At 39.6% G+C, this 18,504-nt stretch carries 16 protein-coding genes; 4 read left to right on the top strand and 12 right to left on the bottom strand.

Translation table 11 applies throughout. The features are described from left to right. Window positions 1–9: 9 nt before the first annotated feature. The 8 genes from POD11_RS03675 to POD11_RS03640 all read right to left on the bottom strand — a co-directional run bounded on the left by POD11_RS03675 (window position 10) and on the right by POD11_RS03640 (window position 10,261). Window positions 10–2,664, bottom strand: coding sequence for a sensor histidine kinase (locus POD11_RS03675; RefSeq protein WP_262456410.1), 2,655 nt, complete (start codon window positions 2,662–2,664; stop codon window positions 10–12). Window positions 2,665–2,702: 38 nt separating this feature from the next. Beyond that, on the bottom strand, window positions 2,703–3,308 hold the full coding sequence (gene kdpC / locus POD11_RS03670; RefSeq protein WP_262456407.1) for a potassium-transporting ATPase subunit KdpC: 606 nt from the start codon (window positions 3,306–3,308) through the stop codon (window positions 2,703–2,705). A gap of 13 nt (window positions 3,309–3,321) precedes the next feature. Further along, a complete protein-coding gene (kdpB, locus tag POD11_RS03665; protein ID WP_262456405.1) occupies window positions 3,322–5,361 on the bottom strand; it encodes a potassium-transporting ATPase subunit KdpB in 2,040 nt (679 codons plus the stop codon). Window positions 5,362–5,369: 8 nt separating this feature from the next. Further along, window positions 5,370–7,079, bottom strand: coding sequence for a potassium-transporting ATPase subunit KdpA (gene kdpA / locus POD11_RS03660; protein ID WP_262456403.1), 1,710 nt, complete (start codon window positions 7,077–7,079; stop codon window positions 5,370–5,372). A 258-nt stretch (window positions 7,080–7,337) separates the two neighbouring features. After that, window positions 7,338–7,775, bottom strand: coding sequence for a 2-amino-4-hydroxy-6-hydroxymethyldihydropteridine diphosphokinase (locus tag POD11_RS03655; RefSeq protein ID WP_262456402.1), 438 nt, complete (start codon window positions 7,773–7,775; stop codon window positions 7,338–7,340). Further along, window positions 7,732–8,112, bottom strand: coding sequence for a dihydroneopterin aldolase (gene folB / locus POD11_RS03650; RefSeq protein WP_009391809.1), 381 nt, complete (start codon window positions 8,110–8,112; stop codon window positions 7,732–7,734). Before folB ends, POD11_RS03655 begins: the two co-directional genes overlap by 44 nt. A 15-nt stretch (window positions 8,113–8,127) precedes the next feature. After that, window positions 8,128–9,426 (bottom strand): ABC1 kinase family protein, encoded by a 1,299-nt coding sequence (locus POD11_RS03645; RefSeq protein ID WP_016140583.1) that lies wholly within the window; start codon window positions 9,424–9,426, stop codon window positions 8,128–8,130. A gap of 58 nt (window positions 9,427–9,484) precedes the next feature. Further along, entirely contained in the window at window positions 9,485–10,261 is a 777-nt protein-coding gene (locus POD11_RS03640; RefSeq protein ID WP_262456399.1) for a HesA/MoeB/ThiF family protein, read from the bottom strand. 172 nt (window positions 10,262–10,433) lie between these two features. Between POD11_RS03640 and POD11_RS03635 the strand changes: the two genes are divergently transcribed. After that, window positions 10,434–11,012, top strand: a complete 579-nt coding sequence (locus POD11_RS03635) for a flavin reductase family protein (RefSeq protein WP_262456397.1) — start codon at window positions 10,434–10,436, stop codon at window positions 11,010–11,012. Between the two features lie 129 nt (window positions 11,013–11,141). On the opposite strand, the gene POD11_RS03630 is transcribed toward POD11_RS03635, so the two are convergent. Continuing rightward, on the bottom strand, window positions 11,142–12,278 hold the full coding sequence (locus POD11_RS03630) for an acyl-CoA dehydrogenase family protein (protein WP_262456395.1): 1,137 nt from the start codon (window positions 12,276–12,278) through the stop codon (window positions 11,142–11,144). 19 nt (window positions 12,279–12,297) lie between these two features. After that, window positions 12,298–13,068: a 3-hydroxyacyl-CoA dehydrogenase gene (locus tag POD11_RS03625; RefSeq protein ID WP_262456393.1), complete on the bottom strand. Its 771-nt coding sequence runs from the start codon at window positions 13,066–13,068 to the stop codon at window positions 12,298–12,300. A gap of 169 nt (window positions 13,069–13,237) precedes the next feature. Here POD11_RS03625 and POD11_RS03620 point away from each other — a divergent pair, with 169 nt between their 5' ends. The 3 genes from POD11_RS03620 (at window position 13,238) to POD11_RS03610 (ending at window position 16,311) form a co-directional block, all read left to right on the top strand. Further along, window positions 13,238–14,266, top strand: coding sequence for an AraC family transcriptional regulator (locus tag POD11_RS03620; RefSeq protein WP_262456385.1), 1,029 nt, complete (start codon window positions 13,238–13,240; stop codon window positions 14,264–14,266). 227 nt (window positions 14,267–14,493) lie between these two features. Next, a complete protein-coding gene (locus POD11_RS03615) occupies window positions 14,494–15,468 on the top strand; it encodes an aliphatic sulfonate ABC transporter substrate-binding protein (protein WP_262456383.1) in 975 nt (324 codons plus the stop codon). 3 nt (window positions 15,469–15,471) lie between these two features. After that, window positions 15,472–16,311, top strand: a complete 840-nt coding sequence (locus tag POD11_RS03610; protein WP_262456382.1) for an ABC transporter permease — start codon at window positions 15,472–15,474, stop codon at window positions 16,309–16,311. Between the two features lie 2 nt (window positions 16,312–16,313). Here POD11_RS03610 and prmC read toward each other — a convergent pair whose 3' ends face one another. Together prmC and prfA are read right to left on the bottom strand one after the other, a co-directional pair. Further along, window positions 16,314–17,129, bottom strand: a complete 816-nt coding sequence (gene prmC / locus POD11_RS03605; RefSeq protein WP_262456379.1) for a peptide chain release factor N(5)-glutamine methyltransferase — start codon at window positions 17,127–17,129, stop codon at window positions 16,314–16,316. After that, on the bottom strand, window positions 17,129–18,217 hold the full coding sequence (prfA, locus tag POD11_RS03600; protein WP_262456377.1) for a peptide chain release factor 1: 1,089 nt from the start codon (window positions 18,215–18,217) through the stop codon (window positions 17,129–17,131). Before prfA ends, prmC begins: the two co-directional genes overlap by 1 nt. Window positions 18,218–18,504: the final 287 nt, after the last annotated feature.

Raw genomic sequence — 18,504 nt, 5'->3', positions numbered from 1 at the left:
CTTTACAACTTATTCTTTTACTGGATGAATGGGTAATCTGATTTGAATTAAAGTACCTTTATTTTGGCGCCCTGAAAATGCTTCTATTGTACCCATATGAGCACCAATAATCGCTTTTACGATTGTAAGCCCTAAACCTGTACCAAATTTTCCACGATCTCCGCGCTCCATGGTGTAAAACATATCAAAAATGCGGTTTCTTTCGTCTTCAGGAATTCCCGCACCTCTATCTTCAATTTCTATTTTTACTTCATCCTCTGATGAAAGATGAGCACGAATCATGACTGGTTCATCTGGAGGTGAAAAGTTTGCTGCATTTTCTAAAACATTAAAAATGGCTTGCTCTACCAGTGCTGGGTGTACATATAAACTAATCGCTTGTTCAGGTAATTCAACCGACACTTGAGTATCTGGTTTATAGCGCTTTAAACGGCGGGTTGCAGAACCAATTAATTCATCCACACCAATCCAGTCTCTTTTTAAAGATAGACCTTCATGCCCCAAACGTGTCATATCAAGTAGATTTTGAATATAACGGTCTAAGCGTTCGCCTTCTAAATGAATGGTTTCGAGTAAATCCTGTTGGTCTTGTTCTGACATATCAGCTTTAAAATGGGCAAGCGTGTCTGCTGCACCAATAATAGAAGCAAGCGGTGAACGTAAATCATGCGATACCGAAGATAATAAAGCCGAACGTAATCGCTCTGTTTCACTGGTGACTTTTGCTTGTTCAAGTTCATTGACCAATTGGGTGCGAAGAGCTGCTTGTGCAATATACTCAATTACACTTTCCGTCAGTTTCTTTTGCTCAAAATTTAGAGAAACCACATCATCCTTAAAGTAAATTCCCACAATACCTAGGCTATTTTTTTGCTCTAAAAGAGGTAAAAACCACCAGTTTGACTGACTGAGTGTATCGGTAAAACGTCCACATGGTTGTTGATGTTTTAAGCACCAATCTGCCGCGACTTTTTCTTTATCGCTTAGCTCTATATCAGATGAAATGACTCTATCTTGAATAGAAATCCACACCTTCGTTTGAAGTTGGGTTTCTAAAGTCATACGACCTGTTTGCATAACCTCTTCAAGATTTACTGCACTAGAAAGTTTACGCGCTAAGTCTTGCATTACCGTAGTGTAGGCATTTGCTGCTTTTAAGGATAAAACCTGCTGACGTAATTGAGAGGCCAAACGCCCAGCAATTAAAGCTGCCGCAAAAAAAGCCACGACAGTAACTACACCCTGGTGTGCTGAAATTTGTAAGGTAAAACGTGGAGCAATAAAGAAAAAATTATAGGCTAAGAAACAAATAAGAGCGGCTACTACAGCAGCGAGCATTCGAGTTCTGGTTGCTACAATTAAAACTGAAATAATGAAAATGACGGAAAAGTCTTCAATACCTAAGAGAACTTCGGCAAAGTGAGCGATAAAAATACTGGCACATGTAACAGCTAGAACAAAAATACTTTCTTTTAATGATAAAAATGATGGCTTTTCAATTTGAGTTGTTTTTTTTGTACCCTGTTCTGGATGCAAAATGGTTAAAGCAATCGAGTTTTCTTGATTTAATAATTGCTGAGCTAAATTTTTCTTAAATAACTTTAACCACCACGGCGAAATACTTTTACCAATGACTAAATTGGAAATACCTCGATCAACGGCGGCATCCATTAATACTGACGCAACTCGATGGCCATATAAAACTTCTGTTCGACCACCGAGTTGCCGGGCCAATTCAAATGCACGATCAATCTCAATATATTCTTTTTTATATGAATTTGCTGAACTCTGTCCAAAGTCCAAACTTTTAGCAACATTCACTACAGTCCACGTAGCACCATTACGCTCTGCTAATCGACAACCTGCTCGTACTAAATACTCAGAAGAACCTTGTCCATCTATCGCAATCATCAATTCATTTTGCAGTGAGATAGACTTCAAACCTTTAGAAGCATAACTCTCTTTTAAATCTGAATCGACATGCTCAGCAACGCATTGCATTGCCAGTTCACGTAATGCTGTTAAATTTGAAATGCTAAAAAAGCCTTGCAATGCCAGATTCGCTTGCTCTGGCACATAAACTTTTCCTTGGTGGAGCCTTTCAATCAGTTCACTGACGGGTAAATCAATTAAGCGAATGTCTCGAATACGATCAAATACCCGATCTGGTACCGTTTCATTTACTCGAATCCCCGTAATCTGGTAGACCACATCATTTAGGCTTTCTAAATGCTGAATATTAATGGTCGTAAATACATCTATACCTGCGTCTAGCAATTCATTGACATCTTGCCACCGTCTTTCATGACGACTATTCGGTACGTTGCGATGAGCCAACTCATCGACCAAAACAATTTCTGGATGCCGAAGCAGAATAGCATCCAAGTCCATTTCTTCTAATGTATGCCCCTGATATTGCATTTCCTTTCTAGCAATTTCAGGTAAGCCTTCCAAACTTTTTAGAGTTTCTATTCTTCCGTGGGTTTCAACAATACCAACAACAACATCTGTGCCCTGTTGAAATAACTCTTTGGCACGGGCAAGCATGGCATAGGTTTTTCCAACACCAGGTGCCGCACCTAAAAAGACCGTTAGTCGACCGGCTTGATATCTGTTGACATGATTTAATAAGGCCTCAGCCTGATTTTCGCGATTGCTTTGCACTTGATATCATCCGGTAAACTAACAACTTTATTTTTAAGTTAATGTGTAGATTGTAATTGATCTAAAGCAATATTGAGCTGTAATACATTAACACGAGCTTGCCCCAATACACCAAACTGCTTCGGTTCAATATGCTTTTGCAAAAGCTCTTCCACAATCTTAGGGTCTAAATGACGCGCTTGCGCCACTCGAGCAACCTGTAACTGAGCAGATTCAGGACTAATATGCGGATCAATACCACTCCCCGATTTAGTCACCAAATCAGTTGGAATTGGTGTATTACCTGTGTGATCTTGTTTTTTCACCACAAGACTCTGAGCATCAATTTGTTGCTGTAGTTCAGGATTAGTACGAGCTAAATTTGTACCCGCCATAGCCATCGGGTCATAAGCGACTGCTGAAGGACGTGGATGAAAATAAGCCTCTCCCACAAATGGCTGAGCGACTAATTTTGACCCTAAAACTTTATGATCTATTTCAATCAAACTACCATTCGCTTGATTGTTAAATAGCACCTGTCCCGCACCTGTAGCAATCGCACTATAAACAGCACCACAGCCAACTAAGGTAAAAATTAATAATCCCAAAGATGCTCTTAAGGCCTGACCCAAATTTGCTTCTGAATTTTGTGCATAAGTTTTCATTTCAAACTCCAGATTACAAACCAAATAATTGAACAATCACAACATCAATCGCTTTAATGGCAATGAATGGTAGAACCACGCCACCCACACCATAAATCAACATATTTCGACGTAGTAACTGAGTTGCCGTTGACGGTTTAAATTTCACGCCTCGGAGTGCGATTGGAATTAATAGCGGAATAATAATCGCGTTAAAAATTAATGCAGATAAAATCGCACTGCTTGGACTTGCTAAGTGCATTACATTCAATACTTGCATTTGTGGAATCGCAGCAGCGAACAATGCAGGCAAGATGGCAAAGTATTTAGAGACGTCGTTTGCTAACGAAAATGTTGTTAAAGCACCACGGGTAATCAGTTGCTGTTTCCCAATCTCAACTACAGCGAGTAGTTTGGTCGGGTCAGAGTCTAAATCGACCATATTGCCGGCTTCTTTTGCAGCTTGTGTACCCGAGTTCATGGCTAAACCGATATCGGCTTGTGCTAATGCTGGCGCATCGTTGGTTCCGTCACCGACCATTGCAACTAAACGACCTTGTTGTTGTTCGGTGCGAATACAAGCCAATTTGTCTTCTGGTTTTGCTTCGGCAATATAATCATCTACACCAGCTTCAGCAGCAATCGCGGCCGCAGTTAATGGGTTATCACCTGTAACCATGACAGTTTTAATACCCATTTCTCTTAAACGGGCAAAACGTTCTTTAATGCCGTGTTTAATTACATCTGAAAGCTCAATCACACCCAATACATGATGTTGATTTGCTACCACTAATGGTGTTGCACCTTTTTTAGCAACTTGTTCAACACGTGCTTTTAACTCTAAATCTCGAGAATAATCTTCATCTACAAACTTTAAGATTGCATCTAAAGCACCTTTACGAATTTGCTCACCATTCGGTAAATTCACACCAGAAATTCGAGTCGAAGCACTAAAAGAGATAAATTCGGCTTGCTCAGGTTCTTGCTGTTTTAAACCTTGCTCTTTTGCTAACTTAACAATCGACTTCCCTTCTGGTGTTGGGTCAGCAAGTGAACTTACCCAAGCAGCAGCTCTCAACTCAGACTCGGTTACCGAAGTTAAAGGATAAAAAGAAGTTGCTTGACGGTCACCATAAGTAATGGTTCCTGTTTTATCGAGTAAAAGCACATCAATATCACCCGCGACTTCTACCGCTTTACCTGATTTCGCCAAAACATTGGCTTTGAGGGCACGGTTCATCCCTGCAATACCAATCGCAGGTAACAAGCCACCAATGGTTGTAGGAATCAGGCAGACCAATAATGCCACGAGCACAACTGGATCAAGTTCAATATGCAAATACTTGGCAATAAATGGCAAGCTAATCACGACAATTAAAAACGTGATTGTCATCACCATTAACAAGAAGCCAAGTGCAATCTCATTCGGAGTTTTCTGGCGATTTGAGCCTTCAACCAAAGCAATCATACGGTCTAAGAAACTTTGACCAGATTCAGCAGTCACTTGCACAACAATACGATCTGTAAGTACTTTGGTTCCGCCAATAACACCTGAACGGTCTGTTCCAGCTTCACGTAACACAGGTGCTGACTCACCTGTAACAGCCGATTCATTAATAGTGGCAAAGCCTTCTACAATCTCACCGTCGGCAGGAACAAGCTCACCTGCATGTACTTCAATAAAATCATTTAAATGAAGTTCAGTAGCTGCGATTTGAGTGGTTTGACGGTCTGTCAAAGAGTTGAGTCTTCGAGCCGTTAAATTGTCTCTTGCTGCACGTAATGAAGATGCCTGCCCACGGCCTCTGGCCTCTGCAACTGCTTCGGCATAGTTAGCAAATAAAATCGTAATAAACAGAATTGCTGTAACCACTAAACCAAATAATAGCGTGGTGTAACCCAAGACTGTACTAATTGCAGTAACCACTGTTCCAAGCCATACAATTGCCATCACAGGGTTTTTAATTGCATGCTGCGGTAGCAGTTTCACAAATGCATTTTTCCAAACTTCAAAATTTGGCACTGCCATGGTTTGTTTATGGCTATTTACATGAGTTTGTGTATTCATTTTCACTCGCCTCCTTAGCCTTTAACCAACAAAAGTTGATCGGCAATAGGCCCAAGGACAAGAACTGGCATAAATTGTAATAAGGTAAGCAACACAACAATCGTAATCAGCGTTAAAGCAAAGGTTGGAGTTTCAACCTGAAGACTACCTGCTGTTTCGGGTGCTTTTCTTTTTGCTGCTAAACGTGTTGCAATCATTAATGGCAAAATTAATGTCGGGAAGCGTCCTAACAGTAGAGCAATACTACAAGTAACATTCCACCATACAGTGTTGTCTCCAAGACCTTCGAAACCTGAACCATTGTTTGCAAATGCAGAAACATATTCGTAGAACACTTGGCTAATACCATGTGGTCCTGGATTACTAATTCCAGATATGTCTGGAACGCTGAGGCTTAATGCGGTAAATGCAAGAATGACTAAAGGTTGAATCAAAATAATAATCGCGAGCAACTTAATTTCTGCGGCTTCAATCTTGCGCCCAAACAATTCAGGGGTACGACCTGTCATTAAACCTGCAATAAATACTGCGAGTAACAGATAAATCATAAACTGTTGCAGACCACAGCCCACACCACCCCAAATGGCATTAATCAGCATGTTAATGAGTTCGACTAAACCGGTAAGCGGTGCAGAAGAATCATGCATCATATTGACCGAGCCGTTATTCACCTGCGTAGTGATCGCTGCCCAAACTGCTGATGCAGCTGGTCCAAAACGTTGTTCTTTACCTTCCATTACGGCAAGTTGAGATGCTGTCGATGACATACTCTCAGACCAGACAGCCGCCGCACCTGAAATAATCGACATGAAAAGCATGCTACCAAACACAAAGTAAGCAAACTTTTTACGCTGGGTAAAATGCCCAACCATAAAAATCACGGTAAGTGGAATAAGTAATATCGCAATCATTTCTAATAAATTAGAAAGTGGTGTCGGATTTTCTAAAGGCACACTACTATTTGGACCATACCAACCACCACCATTACTCCCCAATTGCTTAATCGCTACCATTGGTGCAACTGGCCCTAAAGGAATTTTTTGGGTTTGAACTGTATTGGCTTTATCAATCAGCTGTACTTCTGGCCCGCCTTGGAAAGTCGCTGGTACGCCTTGGCTGTTGAGCAATAAAGACCAGACAAAACAGAGCGGAAGCAAGAATCGGACTGTAGGGCGAATTACATCTGCCCAATAGTTCCCAATTAAAATTTGGTCTGGCTGTTCGGCAACATCGGCTGCAATATGGCTTGGGCGCTGATAAAAGAAAGCTCTTAAGGTCGCGACCACCAAAGCCAGCCCCATCATTGGAGTAATGACTTGCAAGCCCACAATACCTGTCATTTGCGACAAATAAGATAACTGAGCTTGGCCAGAATAATGCTGTTGATTGGTATTGGTTAAAAATGAAATAACCGTGTGTAATGCTAAATCCCAACTCATATTTGGTGCATGATTTGGATTTAATGGTAGCCATGCTTGTGTCATAAAAATAGCAAAAACGGCCACAGCTAGAACAACACAGCTCACAACAAATGCTAGCGAATATTGTTTCCAGTTCATTTGTTGTTGTGGGGATATACCTAATAAGCGATAAACAGGATTTTCAATCCAGCGAAATAATCCATCACCCCCCATCGGCTGATTTGTCATCACTTTGGATAGATATTTACCGAGGCACCATGCTAGAAAAATAGCAATAAATAAAACAAGTATAAGTTCTAACATGGCTATTCTCCTCTATACCCCTTGGCTTGATTTGCCAAACTGGAAATAAGGAGAGATGAAGAAATATCATTTGTTTTAAGTCCGCATAAGACAATGCCAGACTGATGCAAGATGCGCATTTGAGAATTTATAAGCATCTTTATTGTCCTGAAATAACACTAATTTAGTGAATTTCAGTATGGATAAAATGCCCGTAAATTCTCTATTGAGGAAATTAAAGACCGCGTAAAGTTTGCGTAAAATCTAGTTTGAAAGCCTTTAAACTTTAAAATTAACGACTGGATAAAGCATGCTATCAGCCTTTAAGGTTTCACAAGGCCAAAGCTCATATAAAGGTATTTTTACATCGAGTGCTAAAGGTAGTTTTTTAGAATTAAATTGCATATGGTCCAGATCACTTCCCCATGCAATCAAATCTACATCTAAAGAAATATGATGCGATGGACGAACACGCCCAGAATCTGATTCGAGTTGCTTTAGAAAAGATTCAATTTGGTCACACGATAAAGTACTTTTTAATAGACATGCTGAATTCCAATAATCATCTCCAATACCATCTCGGCATGGAATTTGATAAACAGATGAAAACTGCACTTTCCCCAAAGTTGCTAATTGCGTATACGCAAAAGTAAAGTGCTGATCTGCGTCTAAATTACTCGCTAGGGCGAGCGCAAAAATTGTTTCTGGTGCGTTCAAGACGAATTCCTACAGCGTTTGCTTCTGCAATGATGGCTGGCTTACGGATGGTTATGGTAATTTTTTCAATTGTTGGAAAGGTTTCAAATAAACATTGCAAAACCAGATGAGCTGCGTGCTCAATTAACTCAGGTTTGGCTTGCTGAATGGTTTGAGCCGATAACTCACAAATCTGAGCATAGTTGAGTGTATCCTCAAGTTTGTCAGACTCTGCTGCTCGGCTCAAATCATTATGGATGGTTAAATCCAACATTAAAGGTTGAATAATTTGTCTTTCCCAGTTGAAACAGCCAATCACTGTCTCAACCTTCAAGCCTTCAATAATAATGGCATCCATAAATTTAAACTGACCTTAGTGCTTTAACAACGAAGCAGGTTCCATATTTTGAACCATTTTCAAACGTTGGTCTGCATAAATATCAGTATATGGTGCGAGTACGCGCATAAAACGATCGAAATAAAGCATTTGCTTAAATAATAAAGCAAAATCACGTGGGAATTTAATCCCGTGGCGCTCACCAACCCCAACCATATCCATCATGATATCGTTTAAATCGGCTGGATTTGAAGACAATATCTGCTGTGGGTCGGCCATTAATACGCCATTAAATAAACGCTCTAGATCATGAGCCAAAACCTGAACATCAATTTTGTTATGGGTCATACCCATTTTCAGCATATTTTCAGCCATTGCCTGATAATCGGTCTTTTGTAAGGCGTCCATAAACGCAATACATGCTGTCCAAACTTCAGGCTTTAACTGCCCCACGATACCAAAATCGATAAAACCAATACGTCCATCTTCAAGCAACATTAGGTTCCCAGCATGTAAGTCAGCATGGAAACTCTTACACAACATGAGACTACCAAACCATGTATTCATGGCAGTAATCAATACTTGCGATGGATCTTTAGCATATTGTTTTACAACACTAAAGTCAGTCAAAGACACGCCGTATAAACGCTGCATGGTCAAGACACGGCGCGTAGAAAACTGATGATAAACTTTAGGTGCAGTCGCAGCTTTATTTTGTGAAATGTTCAGATATTCCACAAAATCATCCAAGTTTTGTGCTTCTTCAATGAAATCGACTTCACGAACCATACGGCTTTTAATTTCATCAACAATTTCAGAAAGAGCAGCAAATTTAATCTTTGGTACTGCACGCTCAAGCAGCTTAGCAGCCCAATGCACTACACTTAAATCAGTATATAAAATGGTTTCAACACCAGGCTTTTGTACTTTAATAACTACATCTTCACCTGTAGTCAGCTTAGCGGCATGAACCTGAGCAATTGATGCAGAAGCTAATGGCTTTTCATCGATATAGCTAAAAATCTGGCTTAAATCGCGTCCTTCAAACTCAGATGCAAGCACACCTTGAATATAACTAAATGGGAGTGTTGGAGTCTGGTCTAAACAACCTTGAAATTCTTCTACATATTCACGAGGGAAAAGCGATGGTGTACTTGCAATAAACTGACCAAGCTTAATATAAGTTGAACCAAGTGACTCAAAAGTCTCTCGCATAAGTTTGGCATTACTGGGTTTTTCAGTTGCGTATTTAATTCCAGCTTTGGCCGCAACCACTGCTGTTTCACCAATGCGGGCGACGGAACGTAACCCATCAAACAAAATATTTTTTTTCATATTTCTTCAAAACCAAATCATTCAGGTTGAGTGTAGCAAATTTTGTTTCATTTACTGATTAGCTTGCCTGACAAAGTGGGCAATTTACATCTTTATCAAAACTAACAATACGTTGTGTCATGTTTAAACCATCCCACAATAATAGTTTCTGCTTTAAAGGTGCACGATTTAACCCTAAATACAGTAAAGTGTGATGTGTTTGTAATGACGCTATCATTACAGGTGTGGTTGCAAGTACCCCAGACTCAGCACAGCGAAGGCCTTCATTGGCATGTTGTTCTTTTGGAAAAAGACATTCATAACAAGCTGAATCTCCTTCAACCATAAACATTTGTGCCTGAAAACCAATTGCTGAAGCACTAATTAATGCGACCTGATGTTTCTTACAAGCTGCATTTACCAAATAGCGAGTTGTAAAATTATCGCATCCATCTAAAACCACATCTTGGTGTTCAACAAGTCTATCAATGTTATGTTCGTCTAAGCGTTCGTTATAGTATTCAACACAGATATAAGGGTTAATTTTCTGTAAACGTTTAGCCAAAATTTCTGCTTTATAACGTCCGATATCTTCATGACCAAATGCGATTTGGCGCTGTAAATTACTTATCTCGATCGTATCTGCATCAATCAGTGTAATTTTCCCAACCCCTGCTCGCGCAAGTAGCTCCGCGCTGCTACAGCCTATTCCACCCGCACCGACAATCAACACATTAGCAAGTTTGAGTTTTTCCTGAGCTTCAATATCCCATCCATCGAGTAAAATCTGACGGCTATAGAGATGCATTTCTTCATCACTTAACTCTACAAAATCGATATCTTGAAGCTCGGTCACTTGTTAATCCTTTCACTTAGAAGCGAAATGATTTTATGATTAAGTCAATCATTATGAAAGCTATAAAATAGAAACAAGTTTTTATTCTTATAAAGCTTGTTTAATAACATTGCATCTATAAAGCTTTCTGCAACAATAGAAATATCTATTTTCTTTATTACTTAGGCTAAATATGACGCAATCATATATTGCACCAGTAGAGTTAGAAAAAGCTTATCGTTTGTTAAATCATGGTCCAACTGTCCTTGTTTCTGCGCAACATGGCGATGACCGCAACGTGATGGCTGCGGCTTGGGCATGTGCCTTAGAGTTTAAACCAGCCAAAGTGTCTGTGGTTCTCGACAAAAGTACTAAAACCCGACAGCTCGTTGAGCAAAGTGGTTATTTCACCCTACAAGTTCCCTGCTATGCACAGCTTGATATGACCAAGCAACTTGGAACCATTAGTAAGTTGGATGACGCTAAAAAGCTTGAACATTGTGGTACTGAATTATTTTACCAAGAAGGTCTTACCAGTCCGCTTGTATCAGGATGTATTGCATGGCTCGTATGTAAACTTATTCCAGAACCGCATAATCAGTCAGCACATGATTTATTTATTGGTTCTGTTGTAGGTGCCTGGGCAGATAGTCGCGTTTTTAGAGATGGGCACTGGTATTTTCAAGATGCACCGAAAGAACTTCGGAGTCTGCATTATATTGCAGGAGGAACGTTTTATTTAATTGGTGAAGAAGTCAAAGCTCAGCTTTAATCATCAAAAAGCTAGCTTTAACATTCTAAATCTCATTGAAATGAGTTAAAACTAGACAGTTTTAATTGCAAAAGACCGCATAATAACTGCGGTCTTTTGCATTCAGTGACTATTTTTAAAAACTTATACTTAAACTTGGGTTACTTCTCGAGCAATCACTAAACGTTGAATGTCAGAAGCACCTTCATAAATCTGACTTACACGAACATCCCGATAAATTCTCTCAACAGGGAAATCACTGACGTAGCCATACCCTCCATGAATCTGAATCGCATCCGAACATACTCGCTCAGCCATAGTAGACGCAAATAGCTTTGCCATTGAAGCCTCTTTTAAACAAGGCAATCCCGCATCTTTTAAAGTTGCAGCATGTAAAACGAGCTGATGTGCAGCTTCAATCTGGGTTGCCATATCGGCTAAACGGAAACTCACTGCCTGATGTTGGACTAACTCTACACCAAAAGCTTTGCGTTCATTTGCATATTGCACCGCCGCATCAAAAGCAGCTCTTGCCATTCCAACAGATTGAGCAGCAATCCCAATACGTCCAGCTGCTAAATTAGATAACGCAATTTTATAACCTTCACCTTGTTGCCCTACCAAATTTTCTAAGGGAATTCGACAGTCCTCAAAAGTAATAGTTGCTGTGTCTGAAGCATGTTGGCCCATTTTGTCTTCAATACGAGTGACCAAGTAACCTTGTGTATTGGTCGGCACAAGAAAAGATGAAATTCCTTTTTTACCAGCTTGTTTATCTGTAACCGCAAAGACCAAAGCCACTTGGGCGTTTTTACCGCTGGTAATAAATTGTTTTACGCCATTTAAAACCCACTGGTCGCCATCGCGCTCGGCTTTACATAAAATCGCACTCGCATCGGAACCGACATGTGGCTCAGTTAAACAAAAACATCCTAGCCATTCACCAGATGCAAATTTTGGCAAATAGGTTTGTTTTTGCTGTTCTGAACCGTATGCCAGTGTAATACCGCAAACTAAGGAATTTTGTACACTTACGATAGTCGAAATAGCACCATCACCTGCGGCAATTTCTTCAATTGCAAGCACCAAAGATACATAGTCCATTCCGGCACCGCCCCATTCATCAGGCACAGTCATCCCCATAGCACCTAGTGCACCTAAATCTTTTAATTCCTGCGCAGGAAATTCATGGGTTTTATCGCGATGTGCGGCTGTGGGTTTTAACTGATTTTGCGAGTAATTACGCATCATCTCCTGAACCATACTTTGTTCAGCATTTAAAATCATTTAAATATCCTTATTTTTATTATTTTGCTGCCATACGAATTGCACCATCTAAACGAATAACTTCACCATTTAAATAGGAGTTTTCAGCAATATGAGCAACTAAACGAGCAAATTCTTCTGGTTTTCCTAAACGAGATGGGTACGGTACCATTTGCCCTAAAGCATCTTGTACATTTTGTGGCATACCCTTAAGCATTGGAGTTTCCATAATTCCCGGTGCAATGGTCATAATACGAATGGCATGACGCGCTAACTCACGAGCAATCGGCAATGTCATCGCCACAATAGCCCCCTTAGATGCAGAATAAGCTGCCTGCCCAATTTGACCGTCAAATGCCGCAACAGAAGCAGTGTTCACAATAACACCACGGTCCTCTTCACCTGCTTCAACTGTATTTTTACTCATTGCATCTGCTGCAAAACGCAGCATGTTAAATGTACCCGTGACATTAATATTTAAAGTCTTTGAAAATAATATCAAATCATGCACACCTTCACGACCAACCACTTTTGCAGAAGGACCAATACCTGCACAGTTAACTAAACCATGCAAACTGCCATGTTTTACCAAAACATCCTTAAAGAACTGTTCAGCAGCAGCTTCATCGGTTACATCAAGTTTTACAAAGTCAGCTTTTGACCCTAGTTGTTTCGCCTGTTGCTCGCCTGCTTCTACATTCATATCAACCAATGTGACTGAAGCACCTTGCTTTACCAAATGCTCAGCTGTAGCAGCACCTAGACCAGAGCCACCACCAGTAATCACGAAATGTTTTCCTTGAATTTTCATTATGGAACGTCCTATAAAAATATTCTTTAACTTTAGTTGTGAGAGTAAAAGTTGTTGTTTTCCGATACAATTTCAAAAAGCCTCAAAATGTTTGCAGCTTTTGATCAATCCAAATTTTAAATATGAAATATTTCACTTGAAATATATGAAGAAAATATGAGTCTTTGACATGGTTGTCCAGTCTTCTTTAAGTAAAGGCACAATTTCGATTGCACTAGTACATGAAGCACTGAGTGCGGCTTATGCCAAAGGTCTAAATACACAAATAATTCTAAATAAAGCAGGCATCCCCGCTGAATTACTGATGTCTCCCAAGGCGCGTGTGCCTGTTACAACCTATGCCCAATTGTGGATAGAGCTTGCCAATGCCATGAATGATGAGTTTTTTGGCATGGATAGCCATCCCATGCGGCGTGGAAGCTATAAGTTACTGACTAAACTCGTCAGTACGGCTGAAACTTTAGAAAATGCACTCTACGATATTTTGAAGTTTTTTAACTTTGTGCTTGATGACATACGTGCAGAACTCATTCGAGAGCAAGAAAAAGCTTATTTGGTTATTCATGATCGTGGACAGCCTAAACGCATGTTTACCTATGCAACCTTTTTAATGTTGGTACATGGACTTATGTGTTGGTTAGTTGATCAACGAATAGGCTTAAATAATATTATGGTGCGCTGCCCTAAACCTCAGGATATTCAGGATTATCTCGTACGTTTTGGTGAAGATATTCAATTTAATGCTGAGGTAAATCGAGTTGAATTCGATGCTCATTACTTAGATATTAAAATTAAAAAAGATAAAAAAGCGCTTTATGATTTTTTAAATCAAACGCCGCAAAATCTTTTAGTTCGTTTTAAAAATGAGAATGCATTGAGTGTTCTTATTCGTCGCCATTTATTAAAACTCCACCCTGCGCACTGGCCAGAACTCAAAGATGTCGCACAACAACTTAATATTTCCGAAGCCACTGTCCAACGCAGGCTGAAACATGAAGGAGTTAGTTATCAACAAATTAAAAATGAAATCCGGTGTGATATTGCGGTTGAACGCTTAAGTAAAACGAATGACTCAATTCAAGATATTAGTGAAGATCTAAGCTTTCATGACCCAAGTGCATTTCATCGTGCCTTTAAAAAATGGACAGGTGTTAGTCCAGGTGCTTATCGAGATAATTTAACTGCACACAAGCAATAAAATCCACCTTCAATGAATCTTAAGCTTATGATATTTATGTATTTTAAATTCAATATTTCAGATAAGTGCATTACTTAAAAGTTAATAATCACTATAGAAACAGTGATTTATAATTTTATCTAAACTTTTATCTTTCAATCTGATTTATAAATCAAAATAACTAAGTTTGTAAGCCATTAAACGCGTGAAAGGATAATCTCCTATTTCATTTCGGTTCTATTTTTATCATGTCTTTAAAATCAAAATTTTCTTTATCAAAGACTTTGTTGGCATCAACATTGGGGAGTGTATTTGCTTCATCTGCTTTTGCAGCAATTCCAACTACACTTAAACTTGATTATGCTTACTATGCACCAACTAGTTTAGTCGTCAAAGATCAAAAACTTCTTGAGAAAGCACTCCCCAATACTCAAATTAAATGGGTTTTTAGTCAAGGCAGCAATCGTTCATTAGAATATCTCAATAGTAATAGCATCGATTTTGCTTCTACCGCTGGATTAGCAGCTGTATTAAGCCGAGCAAATGGTAGCCCAATTAAAACTGTGTATGTACAAAGCCAACCTGAATGGACCGCCCTTGTTGTTGCAAAAGACTCACCGATTAAAAGTCTAAAAGACTTAAAAGGTAAAAAAATTGCAGCCACCAAAGGCACAGATCCATTCTTATTTACACTCCAAGCGCTAGACACTGTAGGCTTGAGTAAACGCGATGTACAATTGGTTCATCTACAACACCCAGATGGAAAAACTGCATTAGAACGCGGTCAAGTAGATGCTTGGGCTGGACTTGATCCGTTAATGGCTTCAGCTCAAATTCAATCTGGTGCCAAATTGCTTTATCGTAATGTTGGATTTAATAGTTATAGTGTACTAAGTGTTAAAGAAGACTTTGCAAAGCAAAGCCCTGAAGCGGTTGAAGCCGTTATTAAAGCCTACGAACAAGCCCGAAAATGGGCAAAAGCCAATCCAGATAAAGTGGCAGCAATTTTAGCTCAAGAATCAAAACTTCCTCTACCTGTGGCTAAGCTACAATTGAGCCGAACCAACTTCGATCAAAGCATTCCATCGGCAACTCAAGCACAAGCGCTAAAACGTTCTGGGAAAATTTTGACAGAAGAAGACTTGGTTAGAAAAGGTACTAACGTCAATCAAGTGGTTGATCAGGTATTAGATCCACGTTTTGCTCAAAAAGTCGTGAAATAGTATATGAGTGATTCATTTAACAAAGCTGAGCTAAATCATTTCTTAGCTCAGCAGGCTTTAAAATCGCAGAAAAAGCATTTAAACAACAAATTTACACGTTGGTTTAAAGCGCTACTCATTCCCCTCATCTTTTTAGCGGCTTGTGAGGTTTTAGTCAGAAATGGCTATATTGACACTTATCTACTCCCTGCACCGACTAGTTTATGGCAATCTTTTTTAGATTTAGCTCATAGCGACCTATTTTCCCATATTTATATTAGTACGTGGCGTGTTCTATTCGGCTTTATTATAGGAAGCGGTTTAGGTTTAATTTTTGCAATTTGGGTTGGATTAAGTAAAGAAGCAGAAGCTTATTTAGAACCGACCTTTTCAGCAATTAAGTCGATCCCAAGTCTTGCATGGATCCCTCTGCTATTACTTTGGTTAGGAATTGATGAGGGTTCAAAAATTACATTGATTGCAATTGGAGCATTTTTTCCAACCTATACCAATACAGTTGCAGCAATTCATAATGTAGATAGAAAGCTCATTGAAGTTGGAAAAGTCTATCGGCTTAATGCTTTTCAGCGGATAATATCTATTATTTTACCGGCAGCATCTCCGGGCATTTTAACGGGTTTACGCAACAGCTTAAGCTTATCTTGGATGTTTATGATTGCAGCTGAACTGATTGCAGCCACTCAAGGGATTGGCTATTTACTTAGTGATGGCCGAGAAACGTCTCGACCAGATATTGTTATCATTGCAATTATTTTATTAGCCCTATTGGGTAAAGTAACCGATACTTTAATGAAACTTATCGAAAATTGGTTATTACGTTGGCGGGATACATTACAAAAGTAATTTTAAATCCAGCATGCCAAAGTGACTCGATCATTTTGGCCATAGTCTTGAATGGTTTTAATCTGACTAAAACCATACTCAGCAAATATAGTTCGAACAGCTTGCCCCTGATCATAACCATGCTCTAGTGCAATCCAGCCTTGCGGTTTTAACCAGTTTTTCCCTTGAGAAATAATAATTTCAATATCAGCCAACCCCTGACGATCTGCAACTAATGCACGGCGTGGTTCTGTTTCCAAAGCTTGCATGTGCTCATCTTCAGGGTCAATGTAAGGCGGATTAGAAACAATTAAATCAAACTTTTGTGGTTCCAGCGCTTCAAACCAAGCTCCAAGAGCAAATTTCACATGTTGCAAATCATGTGCTTGTGCGTTTTCTTTTGCGACTTCTAAAGTAGGTGCATAAATATCCGTTGCCGTGACTTGCCAATCTGGACGTTCACTCGCTAACGCAAGTGCAATTGCACCTGTTCCTGTTCCCAAATCCACAATATTTGCATTCTTTGGCAAATTCAGATTTAAAACGGTTTCAACTAAAACTTCAGTATCTGGTCGTGGTACTAAAGTATCTGACGTTACTTTTAAATCGAGCGTCCAAAAAGGTTGTGAACCAGTCACGTAAGCTAAAGGCTCACCATTTTGAATACGTTCAAGACCAGCCAAGTAGTCTTGCTCTTGTTGGGCTGTTAGCTCTTGCTCAAGTCTAAACTTTAATTCAAGCGAATTGATTTTTAGAAAATGCTCAAGTAACCAAGCATTTTCTTGTCGTTCATAACTGTCAGGCTCACCACGAATTGTAAGCGCTTGAGCAATATTCATTAGCCGCCATTTTCCTGTGCAAGCATCGCTAACTGATCTGCCTGATATTCACGGTGTAAGCTATCAAGCAATTCAGTTAAATCACCTTCCATAATCGCGTCTAACTTATATAAAGTTAGGTTAATACGGTGGTCAGTCATACGACCTTGCGGGTAGTTATACGTACGGATACGTTCAGAACGGTCACCAGAACCTACTAAATCACGGCGCATTTCTGAAGTTGCAGCATCAGCCGCTGCACGTTTCGCATTTTCTAAACGCGATACCAAAAGAGCCATCGCTTTTGCTTTGTTTTTATGCTGTGAACGTTCTTCTTGACACTCAACTACTGTACCTGTTGGAAGGTGGGTAATACGTACCGCCGAATCGGTTTTGTTAATGTGCTGACCACCTGCACCAGATGCACGGTAAGTATCAATACGTAAATCTGCCGGATTAATTTCGACATTTGTATCAACATCAATTTCAGGCAGAATCGCAACTGTACAAGCTGAAGTATGAACACGGCCTTGTGATTCAGTCGCTGGAACGCGTTGCACACGATGCGCACCACTTTCAAATTTTAAGCGGCCATAAACGCCATCACCATCTACACGACAAATGACTTCTTTAAAGCCACCATGCTCACCTTCATTTTCAGAAAGTACTTCAATACGCCAATTTTGTGTCTCGGCATATTTACTGTACATGCGGAATAAGTCACCAGAGAAAATTGCAGCCTCATCACCACCTGTTCCGGCGCGAATTTCTAAATAAGCTGCATTAGAGTCATTTGGATCTTTTGGAATCATCAAAATATTGAGCTGGCTTTCTAACTCTACAAGCAAATCTTTATTTGCTTGAATTTCTTCTTCTGCCATATCTTTAAAGTCAGGATCAGACTTCATCATTTCAGCAGTTTCAATATCTTCTTCTGCTTGACGGTATTTGCCCCAAACTTCGGTAATTTCAGATAAATCACTATGTTCGCGAGACAATTTACGGAAACGTTTGTTATCGGAGATCACTTCAGCATCTGCAAGCAATGCAGTAAGTTCTTCATGTCGATCACAGAGTTGATCAAGTCGTAAACGGAGTGACGCTTTCATAAGAGGAAATATCTCAAAAGTCCAAAAAGCTTATCGAACGCTATGTAAGTATAGAAGATAAGCAAAATCGTAAAAATAGCGCATAGTTTACAGATTATGGCGCTTAAATGACATATATAATCAGCCAATTCATCAACTTTCATAGTCAGTAGCGGTATATCAATACAATGATTTCAGATGAGATTTATCGAGTAATCTAGAATTTTGCTTTTTATTAAGAATAATAAATCAGCTTTTTAAAGCGCCTATGACAAGAGAGGCTTTATTTCTAAAGCCTCTCTATCACG

The organism is Acinetobacter sp. P1(2023), from assembly GCF_028367635.1.
Lineage (GTDB): Bacteria > Pseudomonadota > Gammaproteobacteria > Pseudomonadales > Moraxellaceae > Acinetobacter > Acinetobacter pittii_E.
The sequence above is the reverse complement of the archived record's forward strand: the minus strand, read 5'-3'. Positions and strand labels throughout refer to the sequence as shown.